The 17,926-nt window shown below is 43.7% G+C and carries 16 protein-coding genes; 10 read left to right on the forward strand and 6 right to left on the reverse strand.

Going from position 1 to position 17,926, the window contains the following annotated elements:
• Window positions 1-275: 275 nt before the first annotated feature.
• Together F7734_RS05115 and F7734_RS05120 are read left to right on the forward strand one after the other, a co-directional pair.
• Window positions 276-1,688, forward strand: a complete 1,413-nt coding sequence (locus F7734_RS05115; protein WP_155743681.1) for an AAA-like domain-containing protein — start codon at window positions 276-278, stop codon at window positions 1,686-1,688.
• 661 nt (window positions 1,689-2,349) lie between these two features.
• Window positions 2,350-4,146, forward strand: coding sequence for an AAA-like domain-containing protein (locus tag F7734_RS05120; protein WP_155743682.1), 1,797 nt, complete (start codon window positions 2,350-2,352; stop codon window positions 4,144-4,146).
• A 153-nt stretch (window positions 4,147-4,299) separates the two neighbouring features.
• On the opposite strand, the gene F7734_RS05125 is transcribed toward F7734_RS05120, so the two are convergent.
• Together F7734_RS05125 and F7734_RS05130 are read right to left on the reverse strand one after the other, a co-directional pair.
• Complete coding sequence (locus tag F7734_RS05125) at window positions 4,300-5,877, reverse strand: mechanosensitive ion channel family protein (protein ID WP_155743683.1); 1,578 nt, start codon at window positions 5,875-5,877, stop codon at window positions 4,300-4,302.
• A gap of 344 nt (window positions 5,878-6,221) precedes the next feature.
• Window positions 6,222-6,689 carry a condensation domain-containing protein gene (locus F7734_RS05130; RefSeq protein ID WP_155743684.1) on the reverse strand — a complete coding sequence of 156 codons (468 nt, stop codon included), beginning with the start codon at window positions 6,687-6,689 and terminating at the stop codon, window positions 6,222-6,224.
• A 204-nt stretch (window positions 6,690-6,893) separates the two neighbouring features.
• On the opposite strand from F7734_RS05130, the gene F7734_RS05135 reads away from it, so the two are divergent.
• The gene (locus F7734_RS05135; protein ID WP_155743685.1) at window positions 6,894-7,373 is read left to right on the forward strand and encodes a GNAT family protein; all 480 of its coding nucleotides are present in this window, start codon (window positions 6,894-6,896) and stop codon (window positions 7,371-7,373) included.
• Window positions 7,374-7,394: 21 nt separating this feature from the next.
• Here F7734_RS05135 and F7734_RS05140 read toward each other — a convergent pair whose 3' ends face one another.
• Window positions 7,395-7,898, reverse strand: coding sequence for a hypothetical protein (locus tag F7734_RS05140; RefSeq protein WP_155743686.1), 504 nt, complete (start codon window positions 7,896-7,898; stop codon window positions 7,395-7,397).
• 193 nt (window positions 7,899-8,091) lie between these two features.
• Between F7734_RS05140 and F7734_RS05145 the strand changes: the two genes are divergently transcribed.
• Complete coding sequence (locus F7734_RS05145; protein WP_155743687.1) at window positions 8,092-8,388, forward strand: DUF6544 family protein; 297 nt, start codon at window positions 8,092-8,094, stop codon at window positions 8,386-8,388.
• Between the two features lie 176 nt (window positions 8,389-8,564).
• Here F7734_RS05145 and F7734_RS05150 read toward each other — a convergent pair whose 3' ends face one another.
• Window positions 8,565-9,110, reverse strand: coding sequence for a pentapeptide repeat-containing protein (locus tag F7734_RS05150; protein WP_155743688.1), 546 nt, complete (start codon window positions 9,108-9,110; stop codon window positions 8,565-8,567).
• 324 nt (window positions 9,111-9,434) lie between these two features.
• Window positions 9,435-9,905 carry a hypothetical protein gene (locus F7734_RS05155; RefSeq protein WP_155743689.1) on the reverse strand — a complete coding sequence of 157 codons (471 nt, stop codon included), beginning with the start codon at window positions 9,903-9,905 and terminating at the stop codon, window positions 9,435-9,437.
• A 118-nt stretch (window positions 9,906-10,023) separates the two neighbouring features.
• Here F7734_RS05155 and F7734_RS05160 point away from each other — a divergent pair, with 118 nt between their 5' ends.
• Window positions 10,024-10,761 carry a histidine phosphatase family protein gene (locus F7734_RS05160; protein ID WP_166481740.1) on the forward strand — a complete coding sequence of 246 codons (738 nt, stop codon included), beginning with the start codon at window positions 10,024-10,026 and terminating at the stop codon, window positions 10,759-10,761.
• Window positions 10,762-10,906: 145 nt separating this feature from the next.
• Here F7734_RS05160 and F7734_RS05165 read toward each other — a convergent pair whose 3' ends face one another.
• Window positions 10,907-11,362, reverse strand: a complete 456-nt coding sequence (locus F7734_RS05165; RefSeq protein WP_155743691.1) for a GNAT family N-acetyltransferase — start codon at window positions 11,360-11,362, stop codon at window positions 10,907-10,909.
• Between the two features lie 266 nt (window positions 11,363-11,628).
• Here F7734_RS05165 and F7734_RS05170 point away from each other — a divergent pair, with 266 nt between their 5' ends.
• The 5 genes from F7734_RS05170 (at window position 11,629) to F7734_RS05195 (ending at window position 17,734) form a co-directional block, all read left to right on the forward strand.
• Window positions 11,629-11,784, forward strand: a complete 156-nt coding sequence (locus tag F7734_RS05170; RefSeq protein WP_155743692.1) for a hypothetical protein — start codon at window positions 11,629-11,631, stop codon at window positions 11,782-11,784.
• Window positions 11,785-11,889: 105 nt separating this feature from the next.
• Window positions 11,890-14,175, forward strand: a complete 2,286-nt coding sequence (locus F7734_RS05175; RefSeq protein ID WP_155743693.1) for a PAS domain S-box protein — start codon at window positions 11,890-11,892, stop codon at window positions 14,173-14,175.
• A gap of 7 nt (window positions 14,176-14,182) precedes the next feature.
• Complete coding sequence (locus F7734_RS05180) at window positions 14,183-14,812, forward strand: response regulator transcription factor (RefSeq protein ID WP_155743694.1); 630 nt, start codon at window positions 14,183-14,185, stop codon at window positions 14,810-14,812.
• A gap of 147 nt (window positions 14,813-14,959) precedes the next feature.
• Window positions 14,960-15,034, forward strand: coding sequence for an AraC family transcriptional regulator (locus tag F7734_RS05185; protein ID WP_243146709.1), 75 nt, complete (start codon window positions 14,960-14,962; stop codon window positions 15,032-15,034).
• A gap of 468 nt (window positions 15,035-15,502) precedes the next feature.
• On the forward strand, window positions 15,503-17,734 hold the full coding sequence (locus F7734_RS05195; RefSeq protein ID WP_207714022.1) for a prolyl oligopeptidase family serine peptidase: 2,232 nt from the start codon (window positions 15,503-15,505) through the stop codon (window positions 17,732-17,734).
• Window positions 17,735-17,926 lie beyond the last annotated feature (192 nt).

The following is a 17,926-nucleotide window of genomic DNA, read 5'->3' on the forward strand; positions in this document are numbered from 1 at the left end:
TATAAAGGGGGGAAATTGAATTTCCAGTTTCCTCCCCTTTCACGCGTGGAGGGTTAGGGTGGGGTAGAAATCAGACTAAAATTGGTGTGATTTCCGAAAAAACTGACAGGAACATGCTTTTCCTACTTTTCCTACCAAAAACCGGAAAAGTAGTCTTTTTGGCAAAATTTGGAGAGTTTTCCAAAACTTATGTGTAAAAAAGCTACGACGAAAGACAGTTAAGACAATTAAGATATATAGGGGCATATATAGGGGCAAGTAGTAGACATAGCAACATGATACAATCCAAAGTCAGAAGAAAACGGGGTGTTTTGCTGACCTCTACAGGGTTACAACGGTTGCAAGCAGCAATTTCTGTTGTGGAAATGGCACAGAACAATGGAGAGCGCTTTACGCTAGATGAGTTAAGCGATCGCGTGAAAGTTTCCAGTAAAACACTCAGTCGATTGTGGTCTTTAAGTGGTGTAGATCGGAAAACTCTTCAACTTTGCTTTAGCGCCTTCAATCTAGAATTACGCAAAGAGGACTACAGCATTGTCAGCGAGTTAGATGCGGATGATGCTACTGAAACCTTCTCACAGGATGTGGACGAACAAGAGATAGATCTACTGCAAGCAAAGGACAATTCTTACCTTTGCAAAAATCTTGACAAATATCAAGATATATGGTCATACCCGGATGGTCCAGTTCCCCTAAATTCTCCACTTTATATAGAACGCCCATTGATTGAGAACTTAGCCTATCAGGAAGTAACTCAACCGGGCTGTGTCATCCGTATTCGAGCTCCAAAAGGTATGGGGAAAAGTTCTCTAGTGTTGCGACTGTTAAACTTTGCTCAACGGCAGGAGTACCATACAGTTAAGCTAGATTGTCAGCAAATTGATGCACTCAACTTGCATGATATCAACCAGTTTTTGCGTTGTTTTTGTTGGCAAATAGCAACAGAACTAGGGATCGATCCCAATTTAGATGCTTACTGGGATGAAGAAATCGGTAGTAAGTTGAGTTGTAGTTTCTACCTAAGAAACCACTTGCTCGAGCAAATTAAAAATCCTGTTGTTCTCGTCTTGGAACAGGTTGACTGCTTGTTTGAACATCCTCAACTTGCTCAAGAGTTTTTTCCTTTGTTGCGCTCGTGGTACGAAGAAGCACGGCGGGATACTAATTGGCAAAAACTGAAACTGGTTGTGGTTTACTCCACGGAAAGTTATGTTTCCCTAGATATCAATCGTTCTCCATTCAATATTGGATTACCATTACGCCTACCAGAATTTACTCAGCAACAAGTCCAGGAATTAGCGCAACGGCACGGTCTAAACTGGAATTTTGGAAAAGAAGCTACCCAATTGATGTCTCTTGTGGGGGGACATCCAGCACTCATTAGGATTGCTTTATATTATCTATGCTGTCAAAGAATCACTTTAGATGAACTCATTACCGAAGCGCTTTCCAATGGCGGAGTTTACCGCCACCATCTCTGGCAAAATTGGATAGTTTTGCAAGAAAAGCCCACGCTGATGCAAGCATATACTCAGCTCGTCACAACAGAGCAAAGCATTTTTCTTGCTCCCATTGAAGCTTACAAGCTTCACAGCTTAGGATTGATACTTTACGAAGGAGAACGTCTGATTCCGCGTTGCGAACTCTACCGCGCCTACTTTCAAAAACAACTATCCATATTGCATTAGCTATCATTTCATCGCTTGTGCTCCCTATAAAAATCCAAAATTTAACAAATATCTTTAGTAAATATCGGCTAGATATTCCATTGATTGGCTGTAGGGTGCAGTCAAGCACCTTACAATATTGCTTTTCTACCCAACCATCTCAAGTTGTGGATCTTGATTTTGAGCCAATTGGTCTTTGCTTTCCACTTTTTGGAATACAATCATCCCACCAGAACGACCCACTCCGTATCTCTATCTATACAAGCCAAATACATCCGTTCCGCAGGACATTTCCAGAAACGCGTGTACCGTTTTATTTCAGAAATCAAATAGGAGTCCTATAGTTAAATGGACAGATAATAATGAACTGAACTAGTAAAATCAGTTTTTAGACAGTTAAGACAGTTAAGACAGTTAAGTAGGCGGATGGAAATAAATTTCTCTAGGAAGAATAATTGATTTATGAAAAATTTTAAGTACTGTATTAGGTAGGGTTAAAGCCCACTGCATAAGACTTTTGGTGAGCATATCCTCCCAATCTCCTTTTTAAGGGGGCTATGCGTAAGCCCTAATTTTATTTATGCCGAACTACTTAAGAACTTTTTCATTTCTATGAATCTACTGACTTATTTATAATTAGTTAAGCTGTTATTTTTACCCATTCTCTCAATCACATTTTTCTATGCGATATCAGGTTGGCGGCAGTCTCCCAGGTAACGATCCGACCTATGTTGTTCGTGAAGCAGACGGAATACTATATAACGCATTGAAGGCAGGCGATTTTTGTTACGTCTTAAACTCACGTCAGATGGGAAAGTCATCTTTATTACAGCGCATCAGTTATCGTCTCGAACAAGAAGGCTGTGCTTGTGTTTACATTGATGTCTCTCGATTGGGTAGCGATGAAACCACACCATCGCAATGGTACAAAGGTACTATTTTGAGTCTATTTCACTCTTTAAACTTAGCACAGCATATCAATTTCAAAGATTGGTGGCAACAGCAAACAGAGCTTTCACCCATACAACGATTGCATCAATTTGTGGAAGAGGTGTTGCTACGTTACGTGGAACATCACCGGATTTTCATCTTCATTGATGAAATTGATAGCTTGCTGAGTTTGAGTTTCTCTGTCAATGACTTTTTTGTTTGGATTCGTCATTGCTACAACCAGCGATCGTACAACCTAAAGTTTAACCGTCTTGGATTTGCCTTATTTGGTGTAGCCCGTCCCAGCGATCTTATTTTTGACAAGCGCCGAACACCTTTTAATATTGGTAAAGCCATCCAGTTACACGGCTTTCAACTGCATGAAGCCAAACCATTACTTCAAGGCTTAAAAGCAGCAGTCAATCAAAGCGAAGCCGTGCTGCGAGAGATCCTAGTCTGGACTCAAGGGCAGCCGTTTTTAACCCAAAAACTCTGTCAATTAGTTTCCCAGATTGCCCTAGAATCTGCCACCGGGACGATCGCCCTACCTGTGGGAACTGAGAAATTTTGGGTAGAGCAACTGGTGCGATCGCGCATTATTCAACATTGGGAAGCTCAAGACGAACCCGAACACTTGCGTACAATTCGCGATCGCCTGCTATTTGACGAACAAAAAGCAGGACGCTTACTCGGACTTTATCAACGCATCTTGCAAGCTGAAGAAGTCGATAGTGCAACACTAGAAAAGTGGAAAGGTCAAAAAATCGCTAGGGGTCACGATGCTCTTTCTTCTGCGCCCGATCTTCTCGTACCAACTGATGACAGTCAAGAACAAACAGAACTCTTGCTCTCGGGTTTAGTCGAGAGGCGCAATGGCTATCTCCGCATCAAAAATCCTATCTACCGCAATGTCTTTAATGCTGAATGGATCATCAGGCAGTTAGATAATCTCCGCCCTTACTCACAGACATTCAATGCTTGGGTCAAGTCAAGCTTTCAAGACAAATCGCGTTTGCTGCGGGGGCAGGCATTAAAGGACGCTCAAAAGTGGGCGCAAGGCAAAAGTCTCAGCGACCTTGATTATCGATTTTTAGCTGCCAGTCAAGAATATGAAGCGCAAGAGGTACAAGTGGCACTAGAGGCAGCAAGAACAAAAGCAGTAGAAGCACAACTCGAACAACAGAACAAAGCGGTTAAAGCGCAAAGATTTCTGCTAGTTTCAGTGTGCGTCGGGTTAGCCATTTCTAGCGGCTTGGGGATAGGAGCATTTATTCTCTACCGTCAAGCTGTCAGGAGCGAATCTCAAGCAAGAAACAGCGAAATTCAAGCTCTTGCATCCTCTGCTGCCATTCGACGGCTTGCCATCAGTCTCGATGGAACTTTGTTAGCTTCAGGGGGTGATGACAATACACTGATTCTGTGGAATTTACAGCAGATTCTCAACCTAGATGCACTCGATTACGGCTGCAAGTTTGTACAAGATTATTTAAAAAATAATGTAGCAGTAGAGGAAAGCGATCGCCATCTTTGTGATTCTACCCCAAAATAACAATCCTCTTCTTCAGATAAACACTTATAAGTTTGTTCACCAATTAATATCATGTCCGGAAGCATAACCATAATAAAATCATTGTAGAGACGCGATTAATCGCGTCTCTACGTGATGCGGTAATTATGGGTAATCAACCGGACATGATATAATTTATGAATTTTTGGAAGAACCGTAAATTTCAATTTCTTCTTGGTTAAAAGTATCTTTCAATATTTTGCGGAGAACACGCTGAATATGAAGGTGTTTTCCTGGTTTGACTTTTGTTAGTATCAGCAATAATAAGTGATTATCCCCAAAATTTTCTATTCCAGCGACTCGCGTAGGTTCTAGAATATCCGGTTCATCGATTTTTAATTGTTCTCCTACTTTCTCAACCAATCTATAGACACGATCTAAATTGGAGTCATAGGAAACCCTAATTTCCACCCTTGCATATATATACTGCTTGGAGAAATTGACAATCGATCCAATATCCCCATTGCGAATAATTTGCAATTGACCATCGGGATGGCGGACGTGAGTGGTTCGCAGTTCAATCGCCTCTACAATGCCCTCAATATTTCTCTCTTCTAGTTTCCCAGCTTCAATATAATCACCTACTAAGTAATAGTTTTCAAATAAAATAAAAAATCCACAAACGACATCATTAATCAGGTTTTGCGCTCCAAGACCAACTGCTATACCCACAATCCCTGCACCTGCTAAGATAGGTGCAGGATCGATGCCAATCAGCTTGAGTACAGTTACTGCAGCAGTAAAATAAATAAAATATTTGGCAAAACTCCGTATTAAGGGAATTAGTGTCAGCCGTTTCTGTCGCTGTATTCCCGTTGCATCTGTAGCTTTTAAGTAAAACTCATCAAGAATGAAGTAAGCGACTTCAATCAAAACGTTGCTAATAAAGAAAACCCCAATAATCTGCACAATGTTAGGGGTATAAGAACTTATCCAAGCGATGGGTGCTATTTCTGGAACAACGAGATTTACTATACCGACATAGAGGACGTATTCCAAACATTTTTTTAAGAGGGGTATGAGATGACGCAAACGTTCGTATAATTTTAGTATGTTATTAGAACTAGAATATTTAAGACTCAGAGCATCGAGAGTATCAACGATAGTAGCAACAGCTTTGACAATGAGTAGACCAACTGTGACAGTAATGTAAATTTTTAAAGCAATAGAAATATATTCAGCAACGATGTTTGGAAGGTATAAAAAGTTAGCACATAGGATAGCAGAATTTATCCATATAGTATGAATAATAATTCTTTTTAAAACCTTAAAAAAAGCCTCGACACTCTCATCATTAGCCTTGATTTGATCGACTTTCTTAGCGTAATCGCAAACCCCATCTATAGTCCGACTTAAGGGTGCTATGCTAATATTAACCAGCATTAACAAAGCCACAGTTTTTAAACTTGCTGTAATGAAATTCTTCCAAAATTGGGTAGGAAGACTGCGAAGAAGATTGAGTTGAAATTCCTGAACGTTTCCACCTCGATAAATCACCATCCCATTCACACCAATCAGCACAAGACACATAATCACAGAAATTAAGATTAATAATCTGCTGATACTCCGGTGTAGGAAGGTGATATTTGTAGTTCTTCCTTGAAGCCAAGATACTTTAGCGCTCTGCTTGAAGATTATGCTAGTCAGCCAGTTCAACAGCGAGAAAATAACTATTAAAAATATGACTTCACCTAGTATAATTAGGACATTCATAATGTTGTAATTTTGTTTAAAACATAAAAGCTTTATCTCAAGAAGTCGTTGATAAATTAGAAAATTTTACACAACTTTTTTGTAGAAACAAGAATTTTTGATATTTGCTACTCACACTTTTCGTACAAATTTACTATCTCTAATTCTGGTAATTGTGGAAAACCAAAATGTAGAGCAAACAAGAATAGTACCACAACGAAAAATTACAAGTCAAGTGCTTCGTGCTTGTAAGCTTTACTATAGGGGGTCCCGATCCTTAGGGTTTCTGGCATGAAGTTGTAGAAATTGCTCGAACAGGCAATGTAGAAGGATTTGGATTGGTGACAAACAATCTGTCGCTCTGGTCAAATAGAGCGGTTATCACTTGAATAAAGTACAGATTCATCTGCGATCGCGTGATGGAATACCACAATTAATTCTGATAACTGTTCATCATTGCTTGAGTGAACTAAAACAACACGCACTAACGGAGCTTGCCACCAGACAAAGGGCGTTGCCATTTCTTGCTCAACTTCGCGCTGCCATTGTTGTTGTGATTGTCGCTGCACAACTCGCAGTGGAATTGAAGCACAGTCTTCAACAAACCAAGGTTGCCCTACTTCATCAACAGCAATGCTCACTTGAAGTAATGAATGGCGTTGTTGTATTAGGGTTAGTGCTTGCTGAAGTTGATGAACACTGAATTTTCCGCTAATTTGTGCAGTCAGAGCGAAATGGAAAGGATTAGCTCGATCGTGAAGCCAGAAGGTATGTTCTTGTGCGCCAAGGGGGCGACAGACAGCAACAGCTTGAGTGCGATCGATGGATTGCATACATTTAATCTCCTATAATGTTCTTAACTAGACTGAAAAACAATAAAATTACTAATAAAAATCTAAATAGAGGTACTAATTAGTACTTTTAACATCATAAATACTGACTAACTTAAGTAAAATATTACAAATCCTCAAAAAACACAAGGACAGTTAAGACAGTTAAGCCAATTAAGAAGAAGATATTTCTAGCTAACAGAACATATGACCTTCATTTTCTTGCCGATGAACGAAGCAAACGCACGCGTTATTTTGACATGGCGCTATGACGAGCCATATGACTTTTACAATCCAAAATCAACCGAGATTGAACACAATGTACAGCAATTTTTAGACCAGGAGAATGCTTATTACACCATGACCAACGCTCGTGGGGATCTTGTCGCTTATTGTTGCTTCGGTCAGGATGCGCGGGTAAAGGGAGGTGATTACAGCATCACAGCTCTTGATGTTGGGTTTGGTTTGCGTCCGAACCTGACACGACGGGGACTGACTCTCCGTATAATTAATGCTGTCCTCAGTTATGCTAAAAGTACCTTTGCACCAACTTTATTTTGCGTGACCGTGGCTGAGTTTAACTTACAAGCATTGCGGATATGCGAAAAAGCTGGATTTCAGCAAGTGCAAACATTCCAGAGAGATTTTGATGGTAAAGCTTTTGTGGTTTTAACAAAAAAAGCGTGAAAGTTGTTGCGAATCGCACGGTCACTGCTTTTCTCTTCTTCCACTACCTTGAGCTACTACATAGGCAATGGTACTTTCCCAGGTTACTGTTTGGTTAAGTAAGTATTGGGTGAAAAGTTGTTGTACAACCGTAAGATCTTCTTCTTGTAAACTGTTAGCCAAAAGGTCTCTATAACTGGGGCGAGTGGCATTGCGAGCAAACAAGCGATTGAGAAAGGTTTGCGTAATGTGCATTTGAGTTGAGTTTTGCTCAGTTTGAATTTCGACATTTAAACCCGCACTTTCAAAAGCTGTTTGCAAATCATCAGCATCCCAGTTTATGCTTGAGTTCGATCGCCGAGGGTAAATGTTCTCTTCTGCAAGAGCTAGCTTTTCATACAACTTAGCATCAACCTTCTTTGGGTCAAGCAAACGATAAAGCCTTTGGGTGTGGCGGGGTATTGTTTCTGCCAGTACCACCATTCCTTCTGGATGTAGCAATTGAGCTAAAGTGTGTGCGATCGCTACTTTATTAACTTCATGCATCAAAGCATTTCTGCCTACAATCCTGTCAAATTGTATATTCGGTACAGTTGTTGATAATACAAATGGTAATTCAGTTAATGTAGCTTGTAATATATTAGGACGCCTAAGTTCTGGCAGCGCCTTTGCTTGTTTTCCTAGCTCACATTTTCCTCAAAATTTCTATCTAAGATTTGAGGAAGAGGGAGGAAAGACTATGAAAGTCATTTTTCTTGTGGAGACATTACCAGAGCCTGTGAAACGCTACTTTTTACACTCCATTGCTATTGGAACTCCCCTTGCAACCTCAGCAAAGTACAGCATGAGTGGAGATTTCCTAGCTCAACAAGATGAGAAATCTTGGTTACCAATGCAAGCCAAAGAAATTATTTCCACAGTTGGATTTGTTTGGAAAGCAACGATTGGGCGAGGTTTGTTGCGGCTGGAGGGAGCAGATTACTATGTTATGGGTGTAGGGAAAGTAGAGTTTTCTCTATGGGGTGTGCCAAAATGAACGTGTCTTTGGAGGATTTACCATTCCATCACAGATAAGTGTAGGATGGTAGTTTGGAACAGATAAGTATGCTGAATTTTTCCGAGCTAACATTGAGCAGGCAGAGTTTTCTTAAGAATTGTACATACCAATTGTCAAGATACGCGATCGCCTGTTAGCGAGTCATTCCATTTAGCTTAAGTTGCCAGAGTACTGTCTCCACCTTCGATAATAGTTCCTTCTAAATTGGTATCTTTTAAATTGGCTCCGGTGAGATTAGCTCTTTCTAATGCAGCTTGACGGAGGTTTGCTTGGTGTAAGTCCGCAATACCCAGATCTGCCCCGCTCAAATCTGCAGCTTCTAAATTGGCTCCACTTAAATTGGCTTGAATGAGATCGGCTTGACTGAGATTCGCCTGTTCGAGGTCAGCATCTTTTAGATCTGCCCGATCTAAAACGGCTCCATCCAGAATTGCTCCTTCCAAAATTGCATTGTCAAGAATCGCATCACTCAAATCCGCTCCACTCAAATTAGCTTGGGTTAAGTCTGCACCATTAAGTGTAGCTCCGCTCAAGTCAACCCGACTGAGGTTTGCCCTCTGCAAGTTGGTTCCATCCAACTTTGCCCCATGTAAAACAGCACCGCTGAGATCGATTTCTGCCATCACTGTGTCCCTAAGGTCAACAATGCTAAAGTCTCGCTCTCCTGAGGCATATCGCTGCTTGAGTTCTTCTACATTCATTTTCTGTACTCTACCCTCGACATAAGGGGTTGAGCCATTCACACTCGAATTGACCCAACGACGTTCTTTATCCTAAACCAACGAATGGATTCAAACCCCCCTCTAGAGGCACACCTTAGAGACGGAGTGAGCCGTGTTATGGCCGATCGCTCCTGGTAGTTTCACTTTGGAGAAGCGGTGCGATTATTGTTTGGTTAAAAAATATTCACGATTGCGATCGTCGCGGTTCTTGCGTACTTAGTGGGCTAAATTATCAATAAGCTTCATATCTGAACCTGATTGTATGGGATTTCAATGCGGTGATTAAGTGCTTTATGGATCGATCTAGCTTAGATAATGCTTAAAAAGCTGATTACACAAAGCTTTCAAAAAAGTTTTAGATAAAATTAGCCCACTAAGTACGGAAGAACCGGGAGCGTTTCTCTCTGCATATGAACCATAGAAATCGCTGCTGATTAACACGGGATTGGATTGATTGTTCGACTGGGTAAAAGCAATAGTAGGATAGCTCATGCGTTGCGATTGCAAGCGACTAAATGTTTCCTTCCCCTCTGTAACTCGCCACAGCTTAAAATCTGCAGCGCTTTTGCTAGCTAGGGTCTGACTATCAGGACTAAAAGCTAGAGATTGCACTGCTTCGACAGTGATCGGTAACAGAAACACGGGATTATTTAGCAATTCGGACGGAAATTCTGCTCCCAATTGCAGAAGTACATCAGATGGAGTATTGGGATTGCCAGCTACTGCCTGTGTCCCCCCGATGCTTTGGGGGGATGAAAGGGGGGTGTACTTCATTTAGATGCAAAGCGCTGTAATATCCTGAAAACAACTTTTAACGGTTTCTTAAAAAGCATTTAGTTATGGTGCTGTAGTCTTATTGCTGTTTTCAAAATTTAGAGAGAGCAAATATCAAGTGAAGATTAACAGGCGTACAATTATTACAGCGATCGCAGCTGCACCAGCATTTGCAGGTCTTTCTGCTCTTGTGTCAAAAGTTAAAGCTGAGGAAACAGGAAAGTTTGAAGTTTGGTTCATCAGGCATGGTGAAAGCGAAGTCAATGTCCTATCTGAGAGACCGGAACTACCTTCAGAATTACCTCCCGATGAAGGATTTACCTATCCTCTTACGATCAAAGGTATTCAGCAGGTAAAAGCGCTGGCTTCATCAATTCAAGATATTGATGTCTCCGCAATTTTCACATCAACTCGCTTGCGAACCGTTCAAACTGCAGACGCAATATCTTTTGTGAAAAATCTTCCCATACAACTGGCTCCTCAAATTGTTGAAGTCAATTTTGGTACTGCTGCACTAAATTCTTCTGATTTCTCACAAATCTTTCAACTACTGACAGATTGGTTGGTCAACGAAGAATACGATAAAAAAGCACCAGAAGGAGAAAGTTACAACGATTTGCGATCGCGCTTCGTCCCATTTGTCACAACGACAATCGAGCAGTATTCAAATATTCCCAAAGTCTTGATTTTTGTGGCGCATGGTGCGATCTTATCTACCATGTTACCTCTAATATTCAAAAACGTATCGAGACGATTTGCGCTGGCTAACATATTACCAAATACAGGAATTGTGAAAGGCGAACTGCTTCACGGGGATCTTATTTGTACGGATTGGAATGGAGTTCAGCCCCTTTAATCTGTAAATAGCACCCAAAGTTCATGATGTTCCCGCAGATGCTTATGGCTTTGGGACTAAATTTCCCTATGTTGAAGAGTGTCATTTATCAACAGGAACGCTACATCTTAAAAGCCCCAGAGATGAATATTTCGAGAAACACATCTTAAAGCTTTTTTGTCATAAATACGCTATTTGGATCGTCAATGTATTCAGCAAAGGGACCCCGGTACTCGAACCCATATTTTATGTACAAAGCTCGTGCTGGGGCAAACTCTAGCATTGCTCCTGTTTCCAAATTCAGGCAATCGTAAGCACGCCGTTTGGCTTCTTGAATAATGTGTTCAAGAATTTTTGAGGCGACACCCTTATTGCGGTGAGCCTTGGCGGTACGCATTGATTTGACTTCACCACTTCTTGAGTCTAGTTCTTTTAGAGCTCCGCATCCTAGTAATTCGTCACCCTCCCAAGCCGACCAAAAAGTAATATCGGACGATCGCAAGGCAACTAAATCAAGAGCATGAACACTTTCGGGCGGTGTAATTTCATGCATATTTTCGAGATGTTCCTGGAGAAACTCAGCAATCTTTTTACCTGTCAGATCGTCTTCGCGAATTTGCAATCAACTCATCTCCTTGATTTGTTAGAAAATTCTACTCTGTAAAGGTTTACAAAACTTTTATCCTCCTTAAGCCGATCGCAAGCCCTATGTAGTAATGATATTTATTATTACAAAAAAATTATCAAAATCTAGCAATTAAGAGTAAAGACAAAAAAATCTTTCTTTAGGTAGGTTCAAAAAATAATAATTTTAAATGAGCCAAAGAATATATAGGTGCAAGTCACCATAGCTTATGCAGTTGGCAATCTCTGGGTCTTCCTTCAACTTTGGAATATGAGAACACCACACCCCACGACCTGAGTTCGACGCAAGAAAGAGCAGACCCACTGAATGCTGAGTTGTTCGATCGCATTTCTGCTGAGATTGGCGACGAGATTTTAGGTATACATGGAACCTTACTCCCCGCTGCCACAGAAATGTAGTCATTGAAACCTTTAAAAAAATCTACCCAGAAGCTTAATTTTCTGGAGTTTGGCAAGCGATATACTTTGGGAGATGACTGATAGTCCTTCGTCAAGGGGAGTTTAATGATCCATCTCGATCAATTGATTGCCACATTGATGCAGGTGGTAATAGAAAGTGCAGGAGCCGAAACGGGCGCTTTGGTTCTCCTGGAAGAGGATCAACTCACTGTAGTGGCTCAATGCAGTGGCAATAGACCGTGTGACCTGGAAAAGCTAGCTGTTGCTGACTGTGCAACCATTCCTGTCTCCGTCATTTACTCGGTAGAACGCACTCAAGAAACTCTAGTGTTTGAGGATGCAGTCAGCGAATCGTCTTTTTCAACCGATCCTTATATTCAACACCAACAGACGCGATCGCTCCTGTGTATGCCAATTCTCCAGCAAAGTCAGCCGATCGGTATCCTTTATCTAGAGAACAATCTCACTACCGGAGTATTTACCAGCGATCGCTTGCAAGTTCTTAAACTGTTGATTGCTCAGGCAGCAATTTCATTAGAAAATGCTCGGCTGTATGAACAATTAGCAGATTATTCCGAAATCCTGGAACGGAAAGTAGAAGAGCGAACTCAAGCTTTGCAGCAGGAGATCATCGATCGCGAACGAACAGAAAACGCATTACGACAAAGTGAAGCAAATTATCGCAACCTGCTGCAAACAGCGAATTCAGTAATCATTCGCTACGATCCACAAGGACGGATTCGATACATCAACGATTACGGGATAAAACTCCTCGGCTATGAAGAACATCAGATTGTAGGGCGTTCCTTATTTGAAACCATCATTCCAGACATCGAAACCTCTGGACGCGATGTTAAACCCTTTATCCACGATTTACTTCGCAACCCCAAATTGTACCCGCAAGGCGAAGGTGAAAACCTGTGTCGAGATGGTCGGCGAGTTTGGGTTGCCTGGTCTAATCAAGCTATTTTCAACGAACAGGGATCGTTAGTTGAAATCTTGTCGGTTGGCAATGACACCACCCAGCGTAAACAAGCAGAAGAGGCATTACAACGCAGTGAAGCCAAGTTCCGCACGATCTTTGAAAACTCACAGGTTGCCATCTACCGAACCCGCATCGGTGATGGCTTAATCCTCAACGCCAATCAATGCTTTGCGGATCTGTTTGGCTTTGATGCACCAGAGGAGATCATTGGTCTTGAACACACAACAGGCTATTGGGTCAATCTCAGCGATCGCCAACAAGGCATTGAGGTGATGAAGCGGGACGGGGAAGTGCGAAGCTTTGAAGCACAGATGCGAAAACGAGATGGGACATTGTTTTGGGGACTTTTCTCTTCTTATTTGAATGCAGCTGATGGCTACATCGAAGGAGTGATTGCGGATATTAGCGATCTCAAGCAGGCAGAAATAGCGTTGCAAGCCTCTGAAGCAGAACTGCGAGCGCTCTTTTCAGCCATTCCCGATCCGCTGTGTGTTTTCAATGCTGAAGGGCAAGTGATCGGCGCAATCAAAGGAAATCCGTCCTATGGAGAGTTGTATAAAGAGGAGTATATTGGCAAAACCCTGCATCAACTCTATGCTACGGAACAAGCCGATGAATTCCTAAGTTACATTCAGCAGGTGTTGAGAACCCAACAAGTACTCACAGTTGAATACAGCCAGTGGATAGCTGGACGAGAAATCTGGTTTTCGGCTCGCATTGCCCCGATTCGGCATGAGCAGGTGATTTGGTTAGCGCGAGATATTACGTTGCAAAAGCAAGCAGAAGCCGCCTCGATTCTGGAAGAACGCAACCGCATGGCACGCGAAATTCACGACACACTCGCTCAGGCGTTTACAGGTATTCTGGCTCAGGTCGGAGCGGCAAACCAGGTGCTAACGGATGATGTAGAAGCAACTCAGGCACACCTAGACCGGATCAAAGAATTGGCGCGAATTGGACTGTCTGAAGCGCGGCGATCGGTCGTCGCGCTCCGTCCTCAGCTTTTGGAGGAGGGCAGTTTACAGAGCGCTCTACATCGTCTCGTCGCTCAACTCAGAACTGCCGCAATGGATACCACTTTATATTACGAGATCAAGGGTGTGGTGTATGCTCTACCGACTGAAGTCGAGAATAACCTACTGCGGATTGGGCAGGAAGCATTGACCAATGCGATTAGACACGCCAATGCTGATGAAATTCGGGTGGAGCTAGTCTACGATCGCAATCGGTTTTGCTTGCGAGTGAAAGACAATGGGCAGGGCTTTGGAGTTGGGAGCGTTCCATCCTCTGATGGTTTTGGTTTATTAGGCATGAGCGAACGAGCAGAGCGCATCGGCGCACAACTGACGATTGGGAGTCAACCCGGGCAAGGAACAGAGATTATTGTCACCGTCAATCGGGAGTAGCACTACAATGAGCCAAGCCACGACAATTCGGGTTTTGATTGCGGACGATCATGCCATTTTTCGGCAAGGATTAGCTACAATTATTAACCGTGACCCAGATATGAGGGTGATTGCACAAGCCGAAAATGGGGAACAGGCGATCGCCGCCTTTGGGGAACACCAACCGGATGTAACGCTGATGGATCTCCGAATGCCTGAAGTTGAAGGAGTTGCAGCCATCGGTACAATTCGTGCCACCGCTAAATCTGCTCGGATTATTATACTGACAACGTATGATAGTGACGAAGACATTTATCGGGGATTGCAAGCAGGTGCAAAAGGATACCTGTTGAAAGAAACTGAACCTGACGAGCTTCTGAATGCGATTCGTACCGTTCATCGGGGTCAGCAGTATATTCCGCCTGATGTGGGAGCAAAGTTGGCACAGCGCCTCAGCAATCCAGAACTGAGTGAAAGAGAACTAGAAGTACTCCGCTCACTGGCACAGGGAATGAGTAATGCGGATATTGCGGCGGCTTTGAGTATTGGTGAAGGCACAGTTAAATCTCATGTTAATCGGATTTTGAATAAGTTAGATGTCAGCGATCGCACTCAAGCTGTGATTGTTGCCGTTAAACGCGGCATTGTCAGTTTATAGGGTGTACTTTCGATCAAATTGAGATTCTAACTTAAGTTAGAGTCAGCCTTGTACTCCGCGATGGCAGGGTTATTCTATCAATTTATACTGTAAAAATTTTAACTTGCTATAGACGACAGCTTGAAGGCGATCGCCTATATTGAATCTATGCAAACGGATTTTGCGATCGCGGACATTGCCTTACAAGTCGGCTTCTCCAGCCAAAGCCATTTGACACAATAGTTTAAGCGATTCACAGGCATGACACCAAAACAGGTGCGCTAACTCTATAAGACTCTGACAAATCGCCATGAGAATCACCAAAGCAGTCAATTATTGAGACTTACTTCACTTCGGATCGGATAGGTAGAACATTACAGAACTAGAAATCATGGAGTTATTTCACATTATGGAACAAACACTTGAACTAGAAAATAAGGTTGCCTTAGTAACTGGAGGAACAACGGGAATTGGTCGAGCAACCGCGATCGCAACGTGAAAGCTAATTGCTTCTAAATGATTGATCAAAATTAAGTACGCATAAGCGAGGCAACTAGCAAATATCGATCGAAGTTAGCAAAGCGTAGTTCAGTCTCGTGAGAAGGTGCTGAAAAAACTTGGTGAAAACAACGTAATTAATTTTGTTTACCTACTTGCGATCGGTTAACTCAAGTAGTTACGGTCAACTATTTTTTTACGTAGGTCAATGACATGTTCAAAACTACAAAATTACAAGAATTACTGGAATTCAACCTCTTTGGATTTCGACTCTCATTTCAAAAGATAAAGATATCGATGCGCCGCGCAACCCTTTTCGCAATCACGCTACTCTTTACCACCCATTTCGCCTCCGTTTGCTCGGAGTCTACAACAATGATGCCTACTACAATCAACTATCCTGAAACCAAGCGAGTCGATGTCGTCGAGCAACATTTCGGACAGGCGATCGCTGACCCCTATCGCTGGTTAGAAAACGATGTCCGCAACGATCAGGAAGTCGCCGCCTGGGTCGAATCGCAAAACAAAGTTACCAACGCTCATCTTAATACGCTGCCCGGTCGAGAGATTTTCAAAGATCGGCTGAAACAGTTGTATAACTATGAGCGATTCACCCTTCCGGTCAAAAAGGGTGGACGGTATTTCTACCTCCATAATTCTGGACTTCAGAACCAACGAGTTCTCTATGTCCGCGACAGCGTGGATGGTGCAGGGCGTGTGCTAATCGATCCAAACAGTTGGGCAGAGGACGGGGCGACTGCCCTTGCCGAATGGTCAGTATCTGACGACGGTAAGCGCGTGGCATATGCCGTGCAGGATGGTGGCACGGACTGGCGCACGATTCGGGTACTGGACGTAGACACGGGCAAGGTCCTCGACGATGAGGTTAAATGGGCGAGGTTTACCAGCATCGCCTGGACTCAGGACGGATCTGGCTTTTTCTACAGCCGTTACCCTGAACCAGAAGAGGGCACCGAGTCCCAAGCAAGCGTAGACAACCATGCCGTCTATTTTCATGCGCTCGGCACTCCCCAGGCGAACGATCGCCTGGTCTATGACACCCCAGATCACCCAGCCATGCTGCATAACTTAAGCATCACTGAAGACGGGCGTTATCTTGCGATCGCTTCTACGCCCGTTTCAGCAACCAACACACTGACTGTGGTGGATCTCCAGAGCGCTGATTGGCAGCCGCGCAAGCTGGTCGATAATCTTGATCATCAATGGGGTGTCGTCGGCAATGTGGGGACAAAGCTCTTTCTCAGAACCACTCAGGACGCGCCGCGCTTCAAGGTCGTGATGATGGACATCGCCCCTGCCAATCCGGTGATCACGGATGTAGTGCCTCAGCAGGATTCGGTTCTGCTCAATGCGTCGCTGGTTGCTGGACGGTTGCTGATCTCCTATCTGGCTGACGTAAAAACGGAAGTTCGACGCTATACGCTGGATGGCAAGGCTGATGGTGTGGTGCAGCTACCCGGTATTGGCACCGCTGGCGGTTTTAAGGGCAACCAGAGCGACCCGGAAACCTTCTTTGTCTTCACCAGCTTTAACGCTCCAGACGTGATTTATCGATACGATGTCGCCAGCAACAGGTTGCGGGTGTGGGCACAACCCAAGGTGGCGATCGATCTCAACCAGATCGCAGTCGAACAGCAATTCTACAACTCGAAGGATGCCACCCGTGTCCCGATGTTTATCGTCCGACGCAAGGATGTGACCCGTCCGGCACCGACCCTGCTCTATGCCTATGGAGGATATGGAATTCCCATGCTTCCCGCTTTCTCGCCGGATGCTCTGGGATGGGTCGAACAGGGCGGAGTGTACGCGATCGCCAATATTCGCGGTGGCTCCGAATATGGCATGGCATGGCACGAAGCAGGTCGTCGTCAGAACAAGCAAAACGTCTTCGACGATTTCATTGCGGCGGGCGAGTATCTCAAGGCGCTCTTAATCACGTCACAAGACGGCTTGGCGATTCAGGGTGGATCGAATGGCGGACTCCTGATCGGCGCAGTGGTCAATCAGCGACCGGATCTGTTCGCCGCTGCACTGCCCCAAGTCGGGGTCATGGACATGCTCCGCTTCGACCAGTTCACCAGCGGAAAAACATGGGTAGACGAGTTTGGCTCTCCAGCACAGGAAGCGGATTTCCGTAACCTCTTGAGCTATTCGCCCTATCACAACATCAAGTCTGGCAAGGCATATCCCGCGATCCTTGCTACCACTGCCGACACAGACGATCGCGTGGTGCCGGGACACACTTTCAAATATGTCGCCGCGCTCCAAGCAGCGGATATTGGTGACAAGCCCCACCTTGCCCGCATTGAAACGCGGGCGGGACATGGAGCGGGCAAGCCCACCGACAAGATCATCGAGGAAACGGCAGATATGTGGGCTTTTGCGGCTCACTGGACGGGGCTGGATGTCGGCGATGGGAAATAAACGGGTATGAAGCAACACAGGAAATTAACATGCAGTAAAAAATCGATTTCTTTTGATGTTTTTGGCGATCGCAGGCTTAGCGCTGGGCGGATGTCAGCGTTTTTCCACTCCCTAAGAAACCTGTCCTAGGCGTATTTTATGTTCCTGTGGATATGCCTCATGCGCTTCATGCTCTAGAAAACCTTGCATTTC

It is taken from the genome of Scytonema sp. UIC 10036 (genome assembly GCF_009725235.1).

Excerpts from the sequence above, each read along its gene's own strand:
- F7734_RS05130 (WP_155743684.1), bottom strand. The coding sequence starts at position 6,689 with ATGCAATCCATCGATCGCACTCAAGCTGTTGCTGTCTGTCGCCCCCTT.
- F7734_RS05140 (WP_155743686.1), bottom strand. The coding sequence starts at position 7,898 with ATGCATGAAGTTAATAAAGTAGCGATCGCACACACTTTAGCTCAATTG.
- F7734_RS05125 (WP_155743683.1), bottom strand. The coding sequence starts at position 5,877 with ATGAATGTCCTAATTATACTAGGTGAAGTCATATTTTTAATAGTTATT.
- F7734_RS05135 (WP_155743685.1), top strand. The coding sequence starts at position 6,894 with ATGACCTTCATTTTCTTGCCGATGAACGAAGCAAACGCACGCGTTATT.
- F7734_RS05155 (WP_155743689.1), bottom strand. The coding sequence starts at position 9,905 with ATGAAGTACACCCCCCTTTCATCCCCCCAAAGCATCGGGGGGACACAG.
- F7734_RS05120 (WP_155743682.1), top strand. The coding sequence starts at position 2,350 with ATGCGATATCAGGTTGGCGGCAGTCTCCCAGGTAACGATCCGACCTAT.
- F7734_RS05175 (WP_155743693.1), top strand. The coding sequence starts at position 11,890 with ATGATCCATCTCGATCAATTGATTGCCACATTGATGCAGGTGGTAATA.
- F7734_RS05145 (WP_155743687.1), top strand. The coding sequence starts at position 8,092 with ATGAAAGTCATTTTTCTTGTGGAGACATTACCAGAGCCTGTGAAACGC.
- F7734_RS05180 (WP_155743694.1), top strand. The coding sequence starts at position 14,183 with ATGAGCCAAGCCACGACAATTCGGGTTTTGATTGCGGACGATCATGCC.
- F7734_RS05195 (WP_207714022.1), top strand. The coding sequence starts at position 15,503 with ATGTTCAAAACTACAAAATTACAAGAATTACTGGAATTCAACCTCTTT.
- F7734_RS05150 (WP_155743688.1), bottom strand. The coding sequence starts at position 9,110 with ATGAATGTAGAAGAACTCAAGCAGCGATATGCCTCAGGAGAGCGAGAC.
- F7734_RS05115 (WP_155743681.1), top strand. The coding sequence starts at position 276 with ATGATACAATCCAAAGTCAGAAGAAAACGGGGTGTTTTGCTGACCTCT.